Below are 15,551 nucleotides of genomic sequence, written 5' to 3' on the forward strand. Positions count from 1 at the left end.
TCCTATATCTCTAGCCAATGAGGCGAGTGCTGCATAACTTGGTCTTTTCGGAATAGAATAAACTTCATCAAAAAGAAATTGGTTTTTAAATAAAGACCTCATCTCAGGGGTTGTAATTGCAACTACTTTTTTGCCTGGAAATTTCTTTTTTATTTCACGAGCAACCCAAGATGATACTATGGCATCCCCTAATTTGGCATCCCAACGAACAAAGACTATAGCACCATCATCACTTGAAGCTGATTTCAAAGATCGGTCAAAAAGCACAATCCCTATTTTACGACGAATGATATCGCGCCATGATTGCAATTTCTTAATCATTTTCTTCCCTCCAAAGGCGATACCTTTATTGTGGTAATTAATGCCGAAAATAAAAACATGAAGAATATCATCCCGGAGTTATGACTTATAAATGCTTGACTCAAGCTATAATCAACAAGAGTTAATGATGAAACCGCCAACATACTACTGACCAATAAGTTATCTCTATTTTTACTCGCAACCCAAAGTGGATAAAAGTACAGCAGAGCTAACATCAAGAAGCCAATAATACCGCGTTTAGCCATTTCATCTAAAAATTGATTATGTGCATGTGAGTTAAAATTATAAATAAACTCGGATATAGAACCATTATTATATTGGTTTAATTGTGATAAGCGAATACCGTTATTTCCCCAACCAAAAATTGGTTTTTCCAGAAAAGAGTTATATGCACTTTTCCACAACTGCAATCGAATGCCTAGAGATGTATCCGGGTTCACACCATCAAAATAATGAACAACATCTGCTTTCGCATTATATATCCTGTCCATTACGCCACTTTGCGGAAGCATAGCCAAGAAAAACAATAAGGCACATACTGTACTTGCATAGAGACCATCTTTGAAGGATAGCTGTTTTCTAAAATAAAAAACTATTGTAAACAATACGATTGGAAGTAAAACCCAGCCACCTCTGGTCCCGGAGAGAAAACTGCCTATACCCCCCATTAAAAATGAAAGAAGCATAAAGGCAGCAATGCTTTTCTTCCCTAAATGGCGGAACCAAAAAAAAGCACACAGACATAACAATGCCAATGTCATGCTGATATTTCCTGACTGAATTGGCATGCTTTCATCAAAAGCTCGTGGCATTCCTAAATAAACTTTCTCATATATCGCAATTAGACCTGAACTAATTGCTCCTATAGAAAGCCCCGCAATAAACACGTTAATATTTACAGGAAATAAACTCAATAAAGGCAATGTCATTGCAGCCATTAATAGGCGACTTGGTCGGTCTAACTCTTTGAGAGCACCACCATCAATCCAGATTGACACGGCTTGGATGATAAAAAAAGAGATGAATATATATGATAATATTTTCACCTCAGAACTCATTGCCAAATAATACCTTTTACGCCAAAAGACAAAAGCACTTGCCAAAACTAAAATGCTGGGCCCATATCCATAACCACTGGGAACAGTTAAAACTATTGCACCAAATAAAAAAGCTGCAAATTGCACAATAATATTTAGTCGTAGGCAATTTTTATCTAAATTCACAAGTTATTTCCTGAACACATAATTCCCGCGAATTTTGCGCCACAATCCGAACACATCGGTTCGGGGGAAGATAGCAATCCGGCGGATCTGGTAGGGGTCCTGGTGCATCGCTTTGGGGCCGCTATTGGTAGCAACGGCAAAACGATACCCGGCAGCGATAGCCTGCTCCTTGGCACTCTCGTTCATATCTCCGTAAGGGTAGGCAAACGAGAGCAACGGATGGCCAAGCAGGGCCTCCAGTTGGCGTTTATTCTCCTGAATTTCATGGGCTTGTTGTTCGGGTGTGAGCTTGCTCAAGCGGGGATGGGTCAGGGTATGACCACCAATTTCCACATGACCGCTGGCGGCCAACGCCTTGACCTGCTCACCACTCATCAATGAAACCTTGGTGTCCGGATTGGTCGGATGCTCCACATCCCAACGGTTATAGCCTTCACCGGTGACCACGTACACCACAGCTTTATAACCATATTTTTCCAGCAGCGGCAGCATGCGGGTCAGGTTGTCCTGATAGCCGTCATCGGCGGTGATCATCAGGTACTTCTTGCCGTATTGCAGACGGTGGATAAAGCCTTTGTCCGCCAAATCGCGGAAAGTCAGGGTTTCGTAGCCGAGCCACTTCATCAGTCGCAGATGCTTCTCGAACATGGTGATCGGCATCCAGGTGCCATGCACCCCTTTCTCGCTATCCTGTTCGATAAAGCGGTGGTACATGATGACGGGCATCTCGCGGCGCAGGGTTTCGACTACGGCATCCTGATAGATGGTTTCGAGGCCGGATACTACCCCCTGCAAGCCATACTCATCTTGAATGCGTTGCCGAATGGCTTCCGGCACCGTCTTGCTGGTCAAAGCGGTCTCGATTTCTCCCTTAAGGGCAGCAAAATCGATAGCCAGATCCTTGGGGCCGATATCGCCAAAATTGCTGGCCAGCGCCTCGTCCAGATTTCGTTCCGTCACCAGCCCGATGGCCTTGGCCTCGCCGATGGCAAACGCTGGACGACCGCACAACAGGGCTTCCATCGCCACCCGACCGGCACCTATCACCAAATCGCTGCCAGCCAGCAGAGCGGGAACATCATCGACATAACCAACAAACTCGGCGCGTCCTTCGAAACGGGCAAAGCGCTCCGGAACCTTGGTACCGCTGACAATCCGCACCCGACAGGCATCCAGATCGAGCACTTCGTCGAGCAGACGGTAGCAAAGCTCTCCTTTGGGGCCGCTCAAACGGCCAATGATGGCAATCACCGGCTTTGGGTTGTCTGGCGCTGGCACAGGCTGGAATTTGTCGGTTTCGATACCGTTGCGCAGCACCTGCACGATCGCGGGATCGACCCCCAGATTGTCGACTATCTGATGGGCAATATCTTCACAAACGGCAACCGCCCGATAGCCGAGTGCATGGAAGGCCTTGCGCGAAGCGTGCACCGGCTGGCGACCATGCACCGTGGTGATCATCGGGGTGCCAGTCAGCTTGCAAGCCACATAGCTGCTCCAGCCGGAGGCGCGGGAGTGAGCATGCACCAACTGAATATGATGCTTCTTGATGAGATAGATGAGGTAAAAGACGTGCCAGAAGCGGCGCAGAATGCTGCGCTTGTTGAATCTCAGCTTGAAGACGGGGCCAAGCGTCGGCTTGGTCAGGGTATCTGACACATAAAAGACGTTGTGACCACGCCGGGTCAGTTCGTTACCGACCGTGGTGGCATAGACCTCAGCTCCCGTTACCTCGAGCTGGGAGAGTGCCATCAATATATTCATCGCGCGGTTACCCGGTAGAGAAGAGAGGAACGACAAGCAGCCACAGAGACCAGAAACCGGAAGCAGGCGAGTGCCCACTTCCGGTTTTGCGCTCAAACTGCCGCGTTGTGCTCACCTGTTAGCGGTTGAGCCAAGCCATGTAATCCGCTACCCCTTCGGCAACGGTTTTAAACTCGGCGTCATAACCCACGCTGCGCAGCTTGGTCATGTCAGCCTGGGTGAAGCTCTGGTAGCGACCCTTGAGGTGATCCGGGAAGGGAATGTACTCAATGGCTCCCTTCTGATGATGCTTGATCACCGCTTCGGCCACGTTCTGGAACGGCTCGGCACGACCGGTACCGCAGTTGAAGATGCCGGAGTGCTGCGGGTTCTGCCAGAACCAGAGGTTTACCTTGCAGACGTCGTCGATATAGATGAAGTCACGCATCTGACCACCGTTCGGGAAGCCATCGCAACCTTCGAACAGCTTGGGATTCTCGCCCTTCTTCACCTGGGTATTGAGGTGGAAGGCGACGGAAGCCATGGAGCCTTTGTGCTGCTCGCGCGGGCCGTAGACGTTGAAGTACTTCAGACCGACAACCTGAGAGTTGATCTCCGGCATCCAGCGGCGCACGTACTGGTCAAACAGCTGCTTGGAGTAGCCGTAGACGTTGAGCGGCTGTTCGAACTTGGGATCTTCGATGAAGTTGTCGTTGCGGCCACCGTAGGTCGCGGCAGAAGAGGCGTAAATAAACGGGATTTCACGCTCGATGCAGTAGTGGAACAGATCCTTGGAGTACTCGTAGTTGACCTCCATGATGAACTTGCCGTTCCATTCGGTGGTAGCAGAGCAGGCGCCTTCGTGGAAGATCACCTCGATACCGTTGTCCCACTCTTCAAACTCGTCGCCGGAGACGATGCGAGCCTGAAACTCGTCCTTGTCCATGTAGTCAGCGATGGTCAGATCGACCAGGTTGACGAACTTGGTGCCGTCGGTCAGGTCATCAATGACCACGATATCGGTCCGTCCTTGAGCGTTCAGCTGCTTGACCAGATTGCTGCCGATAAAGCCAGCACCGCCAGTTACTACGATCATGGAGTTTGCCTCTCGTACGTTGATGGCTACATGTGACTGCTTGTTAAAGCTGTGTATAGTGAGCCAATTTGAAATTGCCGAAAAGTTTATCACGGGCCGTCCGGGGATTCGACCTTGTTCAAAACTGCCCCGAGCGGAACCTGTTGGAGGAATGAGTGATGAAAACCAGAGACAGGATCATTCACAGCGCGACCGAGCTGTTCAACGATCAGGGTGAACGCAACATCACCACCAACCATATTGCGGCGCACATGGGTATCAGCCCGGGCAACCTCTACTACCACTTCCGCAATAAAGAAGACATCATCCACTCCATCTTCGACCAGTATGCCCGTCACCTGAGCGAGAGCTTCGTGCCGACCCGCAACCGTGAAATCACCCTGCAGGATCTGATGGGCTATCTCGATGCCATCTTCTATCTGATGTGGCAGTTCCGCTTCTTCTACGCCAATCTGCCGGACATCCTGAGCCGTGACGAGCCGCTGCAACAGAAGTACCTCAAGGCCCAGGAGCAGATGCGTTCTTCCGTGGTCGCCCTGCTCAGAAGCCTGCGCGAAGGGGGCATCATCGATGTCAGCGATGAAGACCTGCCGGATCTGGGCCAGACCATCAAGATGGTGGTGACCTGCTGGATCCCGTTCCAGATTGCCCAAGCCCCCAACACCCGCATCACCAAACCGCTGCTCTATCAGGGCGTGTTGAAGGTGCTGTTCCTGCTGCGCCCCTATGTGCAACCCCAGGTTGCCGGACAGATCCAGCAACTGGAACAGCACTACCGTCAGCTGGCCCAACCAGCTGGGTGAGATCTGTTTCACATTTGTTGAATATCAGCTCAATCATTTGAATTTACCGCAACAGATTGCAGTAAAATGTCGCCCTCTGTTGATACGCAGCTGAAATAGCCACTAAGGATCGAGGATGTCTAACGGATTCTATCGTCACCTGACCGAGCAACTGAACCAGGTGCAAGCTGAAGGGTTGTACAAGCAGGAGCGCATCATCACCTCCGCCCAACAGGCCAGCATCGCCGTCGGCGGTGAGCAGGTACTGAACTTCTGTGCCAACAACTATCTGGGATTGGCCAACCACCCGGATCTGATCGCCGCCGCCCATCAGGGACTCGACAGCCACGGCTTCGGCATGGCCTCGGTACGCTTCATCTGCGGCACCCAGGATCAGCACAAAGCGCTGGAGCAGAAGATGTCTGCCTTCCTCGGCACTGAAGACACCATCCTCTACTCCTCCTGCTTCGACGCCAATGGCGGCCTGTTCGAGACCCTTTTCGGTGCCGAAGATGCCATCATCTCCGATGCCCTCAACCACGCCTCCATCATCGACGGCGTGCGGCTGTGCAAGGCCAAGCGTTATCGCTACGCCAACAACGACATGGCCGAGCTGGAAGCCCAGCTCAAGCAGGCTGATGCCGACGGCGCCCGCTTCAAGCTGATCGCCACCGACGGCGTCTTCTCCATGGATGGGGTCATCGCCGACCTCAAATCCATCTGCGATCTGGCGGACAAATACGATGCGCTGGTGATGGTGGATGACTCCCACGCCGTTGGCTTTATCGGCGAGAATGGTCGTGGCACCCACGAATATTGCGGCGTGATGGATCGGGTCGACATCATCACTGGCACCCTGGGCAAGGCGCTCGGCGGCGCATCCGGCGGCTATACCTCCGGCAAGAAAGAGGTGATCGACTGGCTGCGTCAGCGCTCCCGCCCCTACCTCTTCTCCAACTCGCTGGCCCCCTCCATCGTTGCCGCCACCATCAAGGTGATCGACATGCTGGCGGAAGGTCACGACCTGCGAGCACGTCTGAAAGAGAACAGCCGTTACTTCCGCGAGCGGATGAGCGCCGCTGGCTTCACTCTGGCAGGCGCCGACCACGCCATCATTCCGGTGATGCTGGGGGATGCCAAACTCGCCTCCGAAATGGCAAGCCGCATGCTGGCAGCCGGCATCTATGTGGTGGGCTTCTCCTTCCCGGTCGTGCCCAAGGGTCAGGCGCGCATTCGCACCCAGATGTCTGCCGCCCACACCCGCGAGCAGCTGGACAAGGCGATCGACGCCTTTATCCGCATCGGCCGTGAACTCGGCGTTATCTGATTTGAATCAAGGGGCTGCAGCCCCTTTTTTCTGCATTCATATTGAAGGAACAGCCATGAAAGCACTCTCCAAACTGCACAAAGAGGTCGGCATCTGGATGACGGATGTGCCGGCCCCCGAGCTCGGCCACAACGACCTGCTGATCAAGATCCGCAAAACCGCCATCTGCGGCACCGATATCCACATCTACAACTGGGACGAGTGGTCCCAGAAGACCATTCCGGTACCCATGGTGGTCGGCCACGAATATGTCGGGGAAGTGGTCGCCATCGGTCAGGAGGTGCGCGGCTTCGCCATCGGCGATCGGGTCTCCGGCGAAGGGCACATCACCTGCGGTCATTGCCGCAACTGCCGCGCCGGGCGCACTCATCTGTGCCGCAACACCATTGGTGTTGGTGTCAATCGCCCGGGTGCCTTTGCCGAATATCTGGTGATCCCCGCGTTCAATGCCTTCAAACTACCGGACAATATCCCGGACGAGCTGGCTGCCATCTTCGACCCGTTCGGCAATGCGGTGCACACCGCCCTCTCCTTCGATCTGGTGGGTGAAGATGTGCTCATTACCGGGGCAGGCCCCATCGGCATCATGGCCGCCGCCGTCTGCCGTCATGTGGGTGCACGCCACGTGGTGATCACCGACGTCAACGAATATCGACTGGAGCTGGCCCGCAAGATGGGCGCCACCCGCGCGGTCAACGTGGCCAAGGAGAAGCTGGCCGACGTGATGAGCGAGCTGGGCATGACCGAAGGCTTCGACGTGGGGCTGGAGATGTCCGGCGTCCCGAGCGCCTTCCAGGAGATGCTCGACAAGATGAACCATGGCGGCAAGATCGCCATGCTCGGCATCCCCCCCTCCACCATGGCCATCGACTGGAACAAGGTGATCTTCAAGGGGCTGTTTATCAAAGGGATCTATGGCCGCGAGATGTTCGAGACCTGGTACAAAATGGCCAGCCTGATCCAGTCCGGGCTGGATCTCTCCCCCATCATCACCCACAGATTCCACATCGACGAATTCCAGCAGGGGTTCGATGCGATGCGCTCCGGCAACTCCGGCAAGGTGATCCTGAGCTGGGACAAATAACCCATTTCACCCCTTGGGTACCCGAAACCCGGCGAATGCCGGGTTTCTTTTTATCTCCACCACCCGAATTGCCGTGATATCGCCCAAAACTTTGTACGCAGAGTGTTTAACACTTCACACACAAGCGTTTAAATGGCTGTAACTATTCGGTTATAATCCCGTCGTTTACATGGATAATAAAAGACTGCTGGGAGTATATGAGCGTGTTGAAAAAACTGAGCTATTTGCTGGCTGTCGGGATGACGGCCGCCAGCTTGTCTGGGGCAGTGCTTGCTGCCGATGAGATGTCACCGGAAGCCATTGCCGAGCGGATCAAACCAATCGGTCAGGTCTATACCGCCAAGGATCTGGAAGGTATTGCCGGCGCGAGTGCTGCACCGACTGCGGCCGCTTCTTCCGGTCCCCGCGATGGCGAAACGGTATACAAGGGCGCCTGCTTTGCCTGTCACGACACCGGCGCCGCTGGTGCCCCCAAACGGGGTGACAAGGCCGCCTGGGATCCTCGCATTGCCCAGGGCATTGATACTCTCAAGAAACATGCCATTGAAGGCTTTACCGGCAAGTCCGGCATGATGCCTCCGCGCGGCACCTGTGCGAACTGTAGTGATGAAGAGATTGAAAACGCCATCCACTACATGATCGACAAGCTGTAAGTATTTGAAAGGGCCGCAATTGCGGCCCTTTCAATCTATCGGCTTCCGACTACTCTTGTAAGGTAGACATATCGGGAGTTGCACATGTCGTCCCAATCCATCGAACCCCACTACTCAACTCCTCTGTTGGCGTTGGTCTCTGCCATTATGGACTTCCCGGCGCCACAAACCGCCACGTCTGACGATTACGATGCCCTGATCCAGCAGATTGACCAACTCTGCCCGCTGCAACATTTCGGCATGCTGGGCCTCTCTGATACCGGCCTGAACTGGCTTTACGCCTACAAGGTCAGCGACATCTTCAAGCAACAGCTGGGCCGGGAGCAGTCCCGCATCACCGATCAGCTCACCCAGCTGGATGAGGCCGAAGGGTGGTGCGTCTTCCCCATTGAGCATGGCCAGATACAGTGGTTGCTGGCGCGTGGCACCCCAGCCGACCTGCCGACCCTGCGCCTGCTGCTGGAGTGTCTGGCCAAACGGCTGACCGAAACCCAGGCGGGATCCCATCTTACCGAGCTCCCTTCGCCGCTGATCCGCAAAGACCCGAACTGGAAAAAGAAAATCGAGAGCATCAGCCGCATCATGCGGCTCGCCAATACCCTGCCGGCTCAGGCGCTCTTCTCCCAACTGGAAGCGGTACTGCGCCAGATGCTCACCATTGAGGACATGCTGCTGGTCAGGTTAACCAGTCAGAAGCTGGAAAAGATCTACCCTGCCCATCCCCATCAGGGAGACGAGTTCATCAGCGGCTTGTGCCACAGCACCAGCAATATCGAGGTGTGCAGGGAGTCACGCTACTGGCACAGCATGCCACTACGGCTGCAACAACAGTACTTCGCCCACTTCATCATCAGCACGGCTCAACCGCTGGAGACCGACGACAAGCTGTTTCTCGACTTTCTGCGTGGCCAGCTCACCCTGCTGCTGGAGCTGAGACGGATCCGCCAGCAGCTCAACGACATCAATACCGAAGACTCCATCAACCAGCGGCTGCAACAGCTACGTCAGACCAACCTCAGGCTGCAAAAGCAGCTCAAGCAGCATCAGGAGCTGGAACGGCGGCTGCAATTCGATGCGCTTCACGACCCGCTGACCCAGCTGCCCAACCGCGCGCTGTTGATGAACCACCTCAACCACGCCATGACCCACTACAACCGCTACAAATCGCCGGGATTTGCGGTGATTTTTATCGATGTGGATCACTTCAAGCAGATCAATGACACCTTGGGCCACAGCGCAGGCGATCAGCTGCTCAAGGAGGTGAGCCGCCGCCTGCAAACCTGCATCCGGCAAAACGATCTGGTGGCCAGACTGGGGGGCGATGAGTTCGTCATCTATCTGGACAGCAGCAAGAGCGACGATGACATCAGCCCGGTGCTCAACCGCATTATCAGCCGTCTCTCCTACCCGTTCCGGCTACTCGGCAACGAGTTGAGCATTACCGTCAGCCTTGGGGTATCGAGCGTATCCGAGCAAACCTCAGATATCAGCCAGCTGCTCCATCAGGCCGATCTGGCCATGTATCAGGCCAAGCGCAATGGTCGCAGTCGCATCGTCAGCTACTCGGATGATTGCATCAATCAGAACTGGAATTCGCCGGAAGAGATGCTGGCCAGAGCCCTGCGGGAGGGGCGTATCGTCCCCTATTTCCAACCGGTGATCCGGCTGCAGGATAGCCGCCTGACCGGACTGGAAGTGATGGCGCGCTGGCTGACCGAGGAGGGGATTCTGAAGGATGCGTTCGACTTTATTCCGCTGGCGGAGCAGTGCGGCCTTATTCTGGAGCTGGATTACCAGATCCTGCGCCACACCTGTCAGCAACTGAAGAACTGGCTGCCAATCTCCGGGCAGGGCAAGTTCAAGGTCGCCATCAATCTGTCGGGCAAGCATCTGGTCAACCATGACCACATCATGCGGCTGATGGGGATCATCGAGGAAGAGGGCGTTGCCCCAGGATATCTGATCTTTGAATTCAACGAGCGGGAGCTGTCGCGGCAAGATTCCGATGCGCTGGCATCACTGCATGACCTGAGATCCAAGGGTATCCAGATCAGCCTAGATGATTTCGGCACCGGCTTCTCCTCCCTCAACGCCCTGTTCCACTTCCCGGTGGATTACATCAAGGTGGATGACAGCTTTACCCAGCGGATGCTGCAATCACCCAAAGATTTAGCGCTGATCCGCGCCATGCGGGATATCTGTCAGGATCTCGATTACACCCTGATAGTGGAGGGGATCGAGAACCAGCAGCAGTTGCAGAAGCTCATCGATATCGGCTGCCGGATGGGGCAAGGGCGCTATATCTCACCGCCCATGCCGGGAGCAGACATAGTACCGCTACTGACCCCGGCCAATCCTTAGGGTTAATCCTTCTTGAACAGCGCCCGCAGGTTGGCAACACCGACCTGCCCCTTCTGCTGGCGCTCCTCGGCAGTCACCTTCTTCTGGTTTTCCCATTCAAGGTCATCCTGCGGCAGCTCAAGCAGGAAGCGGCTCGGCTCTGGCCGCACCGACTCGCCAAACTGACGCCGCTCCTTGCAGAGGGTAAAGGTCAGTTCGGTCTGGGCCCGAGTGATGCCCACGTAGGCGAGACGCCGCTCCTCCTCCACGTTGTCTTCATCTATGCTGGTCTGGTGGGGCAGCAAGCCCTCCTCCATCCCCACCATGTAGACATAGGGGAACTCCAACCCCTTTGAGGCATGCAGCGTCATCAACTGCACCTGATCCGCATCATCCTCACCTTCGTTGCGTTCCATCATGTCGCGCAAGGTGAGGCGAGTGACCACCTGAGCCAGCGTCATCGACTCCTCCAGCTCATCCCCTTCCAGCATCTCGGTGATCCAGCGATAGAGGGTGGAGACGTTCTGCATCCGCATCTCGGCCGCTTTCGGGCTGGGGGAGGTCTCGTAGAGCCACTCTTCGTAGTGGATCTCCTTGATCATATCCCGCACCGCCTCCACCGGATTGCCGCGCAGCGCCTCATCGCCAAGGCGAACCAGCCAGTTGGTAAAGGCCTGCAGGGCCACGAGGCCACGACCAGAGAGGTGCTGCTCCAGTCCCAGCTCGAAGCTGGCGGCAAACAGACTCTTGCCGCGCTGATTGGCATACTGACCCAGTTTTTCGAGGGTGGTGGGGCCAATCTCGCGGCGCGGCAGGTTGACCACCCGCAGGAAGGCGGTGTCCTCGTCCGGATTCACCAGCAGCTTGAGGTAGGCCATGATGTCCTTGATCTCGGTGCGGGAGAAGAACGAGGTGCCGCCGGAGATGCGATAAGGAATCCGGTTGGTCATCAACGCCTTCTCGAAGATGCGCGACTGATGGTTGCCCCGATAGAGGATGGCGTAATCCTTGAACCGGGTGCGGTTCATAAACTTGTGGCCCATCATCTCGGCGGCGATCCGCTCCGCTTCGTGCTCCTCGTTCTTGGCGAACAGCACCTTGAGCTTCACCCCCTCATCAAGCTCGGAGAAGAGCGCCTTGTCATAGACGTGCGGGTTGTTGGCGATCAGGATGTTGGCGCACTTGAGGATCCGCCGCTTGGAGCGGTAGTTCTGTTCCAGCTTGATCAGTTTGAGGCTGGGGAAATCCTCGCTCAGCAGCACCAGATTCTGCGGCTTGGCGCCGCGCCAGGAGTAGATGGACTGGTCGTCGTCCCCCACCACGGTAAAGCGGGCCCGCTCGCCGACGATCTGCTTCACCAGCTCGTACTGGCTGGTGTTGGTGTCTTGGTACTCATCGACCAGCAGATAGCGGATCTTGTTCTGCCAACGCTCGCGCACCTCCTGATTACTCTTGAGCAGCAGGGTCGGCATCACGATGAGGTCGTCAAAATCCAGTGCGTTGTAGGCCACCATCTGGCGGTGATAGCGCTCGTAGAGCTGGGCCATCAACACCTCTTCCGGCCCGCGGGCGATGCGCATGGCGCGAGCGGGTAGGATGAGGTCGTTCTTCCAGTTGGAGATCTGGCTGATAAGGGCCGAGAGCTTGTCCTTGTCGTTGTCGAGCTCGTCTTCAGTCAATTCTTTCAGCAGCGCCAGCTGGTCGGTGTCGTCGAACAGGGAGAAGTTGGCCTTGAGATTCAGGCTCTTGTGCTCACGACGAATAATATCGAGACCCAGGGTATGGAAGGTGGAGACCATCAGCCCCCGCGCCTCCTTGCGACCCAAAGTCTGGCCGACCCGCTCCTTCATCTCCCGCGCCGCCTTGTTGGTAAAGGTGACCGCAGCGATGTTTCGCGCACTGTAGCCGCACTGCTGCACCAGATAGGCAATCTTGTTGGTGATGACACGGGTCTTGCCCGATCCGGCACCCGCCAGCACCAGGCAAGGGCCGGAGACATACTTGACCGCTTCGTTCTGATTGGGGTTGAGCTTCATGGGCCGGATCTCTTGGCTTATGATGAGGGGCGGCATTGTACCAGAAATCACCCGACGAGCCGTACCTGCTGCACGGCAGGCAACCGCCAATCGGGCTTATCGCACCTTGTATTCGGGCGCTATTTTCAGGATCATGGCCGACCTTCGAAATGATGACTTTTTCCAGATAGTGAGGGGAGCATGAATCAGCAACGGCATGACCAACTGCGCAGCCAGTTTCCGGCCTTGGCGCAGGAGGTAAACGGTCACCCTCTGGTCTATCTGGACAACGCCGCCACCACCCAGAAACCGCAAAAGGTGCTGGATGCCATCGCTCACTACTATCGGGCCGACAACGCCAACGTGCACCGCGCCGCCCACGCCCTGAGTGGCCGCGCGACCCACGCCTTCGAAGCTGCCCGCGAAACGGTCGCTCGCTTTATCAATGCGCACCGTAGCCACGAAGTGATCTGGACTCGCGGCACCACGGAAGCGATCAATCTGGTGGCCCAGAGCTGGGGGATGAGCGAGCTCAAGGCGGGGGACGAAATCATCCTCAGCACCCTGGAGCATCACGCCAATATCGTCCCGTGGCAACTGGTCGCCCAACGCACCGGCGCGGTGATCCGAGTTATCCCCCTTGATAAGCGGGGCGATCTCGATCTGGCCGCCTATCACGCCATGCTAGGGCCACACACCCGGCTGGTGAGCGTGGCCCAGGTCTCCAATGCCCTCGGTACCGTCAATCCGGTCGCCCGAATAGTGGCAGCCGCCAAAGCGGTTGGCGCCGTAACACTGATCGACGGTGCCCAGGCGGTGGCTCATCTCGAGGTGGATGTGCAGGCCATAGGTTGCGACTTCTACGCCTTCTCCGGTCACAAGCTCTATGGCCCGACCGGCATCGGCGTGTTGTGGGGCCGCACCGAGCTATTGGAACGGATGCCGCCCTGGCAAGCAGGTGGCGAGATGATCGATCGGGTCAGTTTCAGCGGTACCACCTTCAATAGCCTGCCCTTCAAGTTCGAGGCGGGCACCCCTCATATCGCTGGCGCGATTGGCCTCGCCGCCGCCATCGACTTTGTGATGACACAAGACCGGCAATGGCTCGCCAAGCATGAGCAGGTACTGACCGACTATCTGGTCGCTGGTCTGCAACAGGTGCCAGGGCTGCGTCTGGTCGGCGAACCCAATCAGCGCGCCGGCGCGGTCTCTTTCCTGCTCGATGACATTCACCCGCAAGATGCCGCCACCCTGCTCGATATGCAGGGGATCGCCCTGCGAGTCGGCCATCACTGCGCCATGCCACTGATGGAATCGCTCGGGATCGGCGGCACCCTGCGCGCCTCGCTGGCCTGCTACAACAATCGGGATGATGTCGACGCCCTGCTGGCCGCCCTGCACAAACTCAGTGACTTCTTCTAAGGCAGACAACCGAATGAGTGACCTCGCAAGCTATACCCGGATCGGCCTTGAGCCCAACACCGACACCATCCGCCAGCAGTTTGCCGCCGCTCACGGCTGGGAAAACCAGTACCGGCTCATCATCCAGCTCGGCAGGCAGCTGCCGACACTACCCGGCGAATGGCAGCAGGAGGAGTTTCGCCTCAAGGGGTGTGAAAGCCAGGCTTGGCTGAAGGGAGAACAAAGCGAGGATGGCTGCTGGCACTTTGCCTGTGATTCCGATGCTCGCATCGTGCGTGGCCTTATCGTCATCGTGCTGGCGGCACTCAACCACCAATCGTCTGCGGCGATCCAGGCATTTGATATGGAAGGGTATTTCACCGAACTGGGACTTGAGAAACACTTGAGCCCGTCACGAGGTAACGGGCTCAGAGCGATCGTGCTGGCGATCCTGGAGCAGGCAGTCTAATCCGCTTTGTGCAGAGGTCGATTAGGCTTCGCCAATCGACCCTACTTCTTCATTCCCGGCCTCTTTCTCGGCTCGGGCGCCCCGTTCGGCAATCTTCTTCAATACTCGGGATGCGGCAACCAGCCCAAAGGTTGCCGTCACCGGCGTCACCGCGCCAAAGCCGGAGGCGCAATCCATCTTCATGGTGCCATCGCTGGCCGCCTTGGCCTGACAGGTGCCACCATTGCCATCCGGATAACTCAGCTGCTCGGTTGAGAAGACACACTCCACCCCGAACTTGCGCGCCGGATTCTTGCTGAAGTTGTGCAACCGGCGCAGATCGGAGCGCACCTTGGCCGCCAACGGATCCTGAATAGTCTTGGCCAGATCGGCCACGGTAATTTGGGTCGGGTCCATCTGCCCGCCAGCACCGCCGGCCACGATCACCGGGATCTTGTTGCGCTTGCAGAAGGCAATCAGCGCCACCTTGGCCTTGACCGAGTCGATGGCGTCCACCACATAGTCAAACTCCCGCTTGATATGCTCGGCCAGGTTATCGGCGGTGACGAAATCGTCTACCTCGATCACGTCGCAATCTGGATTGATGGCGCGAATGCGCTCGGCCATCACCTCGGTCTTGAGGCGACCGACCGTACCCTGCATAGCGTGGATCTGGCGATTGGTGTTGGTGATGCAGATATCGTCCATGTCGATCAGGGTGATCTGGTTGATGCCAGCACGAGCCAGCGCCTCGGCCGCCCAGGAGCCCACGCCGCCGATCCCCACCACACAGACCTTGGCCCGGCTAAAGGAACGCAGGGCATTCTGACCATAAAGACGGGCAATGCCCCCGAATCGCTGTAGATATTCTGCTTTCATACCACCACCTTGCTTGAGGGCGGCCATTATAACGGCAACCACCGCCAGCGGCGATGGCAGAACCGGAGAAAATCGAGGAGGAAAATGGAGAAAGCGGCAGGGAAGAGGGAATAAAAGGTCAGTTATTAGACGACTTTATGAATTGCAGGCAATAAAAAACCCCGCTCGATGAGCGGGGTTTCTTGTATTGGGTGCCTGGCAGTGTCCTACTCTCGCATGGCGAATGCCACACTACCATC

The 15,551-nt window shown here is 56.1% G+C and carries 13 protein-coding genes; 7 read left to right on the forward strand and 6 right to left on the reverse strand.

Features of this window, described 5'->3' with window-relative positions:
* The 4 genes from DBR30_RS21125 to rfaD all read right to left on the reverse strand — a co-directional run.
* Positions 1–321: glycosyltransferase family 9 protein (locus tag DBR30_RS21125; RefSeq protein ID WP_146181101.1), on the reverse strand; the 321-nt coding region annotated here is incomplete at its 3' end.
* Positions 318–1,544: an O-antigen ligase family protein gene (locus tag DBR30_RS18570; protein ID WP_108541740.1), complete on the reverse strand. Its 1,227-nt coding sequence runs from the start codon at positions 1,542–1,544 to the stop codon at positions 318–320. The genes DBR30_RS21125 and DBR30_RS18570, both read right to left, overlap by 4 nt.
* Before the next feature lie 3 nt (positions 1,545–1,547).
* Entirely contained in the window at positions 1,548–3,308 is a 1,761-nt protein-coding gene (locus DBR30_RS18575) for a polysaccharide deacetylase family protein (protein WP_108541739.1), read from the reverse strand.
* 118 nt (positions 3,309–3,426) lie between these two features.
* Positions 3,427–4,383, reverse strand: coding sequence for an ADP-glyceromanno-heptose 6-epimerase (gene rfaD, locus DBR30_RS18580; RefSeq protein ID WP_005340846.1), 957 nt, complete (start codon positions 4,381–4,383; stop codon positions 3,427–3,429).
* 158 nt (positions 4,384–4,541) lie between these two features.
* Here rfaD and DBR30_RS18585 point away from each other — a divergent pair, with 158 nt between their 5' ends.
* From DBR30_RS18585 to DBR30_RS18605, 5 genes are all read left to right on the forward strand, one after another.
* The gene (locus DBR30_RS18585) at positions 4,542–5,186 is read left to right on the forward strand and encodes a TetR/AcrR family transcriptional regulator (protein WP_005340848.1); all 645 of its coding nucleotides are present in this window, start codon (positions 4,542–4,544) and stop codon (positions 5,184–5,186) included.
* A 115-nt stretch (positions 5,187–5,301) separates the two neighbouring features.
* Positions 5,302–6,492, forward strand: coding sequence for a glycine C-acetyltransferase (locus DBR30_RS18590; protein ID WP_005342487.1), 1,191 nt, complete (start codon positions 5,302–5,304; stop codon positions 6,490–6,492).
* Between the two features lie 55 nt (positions 6,493–6,547).
* A complete protein-coding gene (tdh, locus tag DBR30_RS18595) occupies positions 6,548–7,576 on the forward strand; it encodes an L-threonine 3-dehydrogenase (protein ID WP_108541738.1) in 1,029 nt (342 codons plus the stop codon).
* 197 nt (positions 7,577–7,773) lie between these two features.
* Positions 7,774–8,229, forward strand: coding sequence for a c-type cytochrome (locus DBR30_RS18600; protein WP_041234042.1), 456 nt, complete (start codon positions 7,774–7,776; stop codon positions 8,227–8,229).
* A gap of 84 nt (positions 8,230–8,313) precedes the next feature.
* Positions 8,314–10,590, forward strand: coding sequence for a putative bifunctional diguanylate cyclase/phosphodiesterase (locus tag DBR30_RS18605; protein WP_108588472.1), 2,277 nt, complete (start codon positions 8,314–8,316; stop codon positions 10,588–10,590).
* 2 nt (positions 10,591–10,592) lie between these two features.
* On the opposite strand, the gene rep is transcribed toward DBR30_RS18605, so the two are convergent.
* Positions 10,593–12,605, reverse strand: a complete 2,013-nt coding sequence (gene rep, locus DBR30_RS18610) for a DNA helicase Rep (RefSeq protein WP_108541737.1) — start codon at positions 12,603–12,605, stop codon at positions 10,593–10,595.
* Positions 12,606–12,785: 180 nt separating this feature from the next.
* On the opposite strand from rep, the gene DBR30_RS18620 reads away from it, so the two are divergent.
* Together DBR30_RS18620 and DBR30_RS18625 are read left to right on the forward strand one after the other, a co-directional pair.
* Positions 12,786–14,006 (forward strand): aminotransferase class V-fold PLP-dependent enzyme, encoded by a 1,221-nt coding sequence (locus tag DBR30_RS18620; protein WP_108541736.1) that lies wholly within the window; start codon positions 12,786–12,788, stop codon positions 14,004–14,006.
* 13 nt (positions 14,007–14,019) lie between these two features.
* On the forward strand, positions 14,020–14,454 hold the full coding sequence (locus DBR30_RS18625; protein WP_181363628.1) for a SufE family protein: 435 nt from the start codon (positions 14,020–14,022) through the stop codon (positions 14,452–14,454).
* 21 nt (positions 14,455–14,475) lie between these two features.
* On the opposite strand, the gene tcdA is transcribed toward DBR30_RS18625, so the two are convergent.
* Positions 14,476–15,312 (reverse strand): tRNA cyclic N6-threonylcarbamoyladenosine(37) synthase TcdA, encoded by an 837-nt coding sequence (tcdA, locus tag DBR30_RS18630; protein ID WP_108541734.1) that lies wholly within the window; start codon positions 15,310–15,312, stop codon positions 14,476–14,478.
* Positions 15,313–15,551 lie beyond the last annotated feature (239 nt).

The organism is Aeromonas sp. HMWF017, assembly GCF_003061465.1.
Lineage (GTDB): Bacteria > Pseudomonadota > Gammaproteobacteria > Enterobacterales > Aeromonadaceae > Aeromonas > Aeromonas veronii.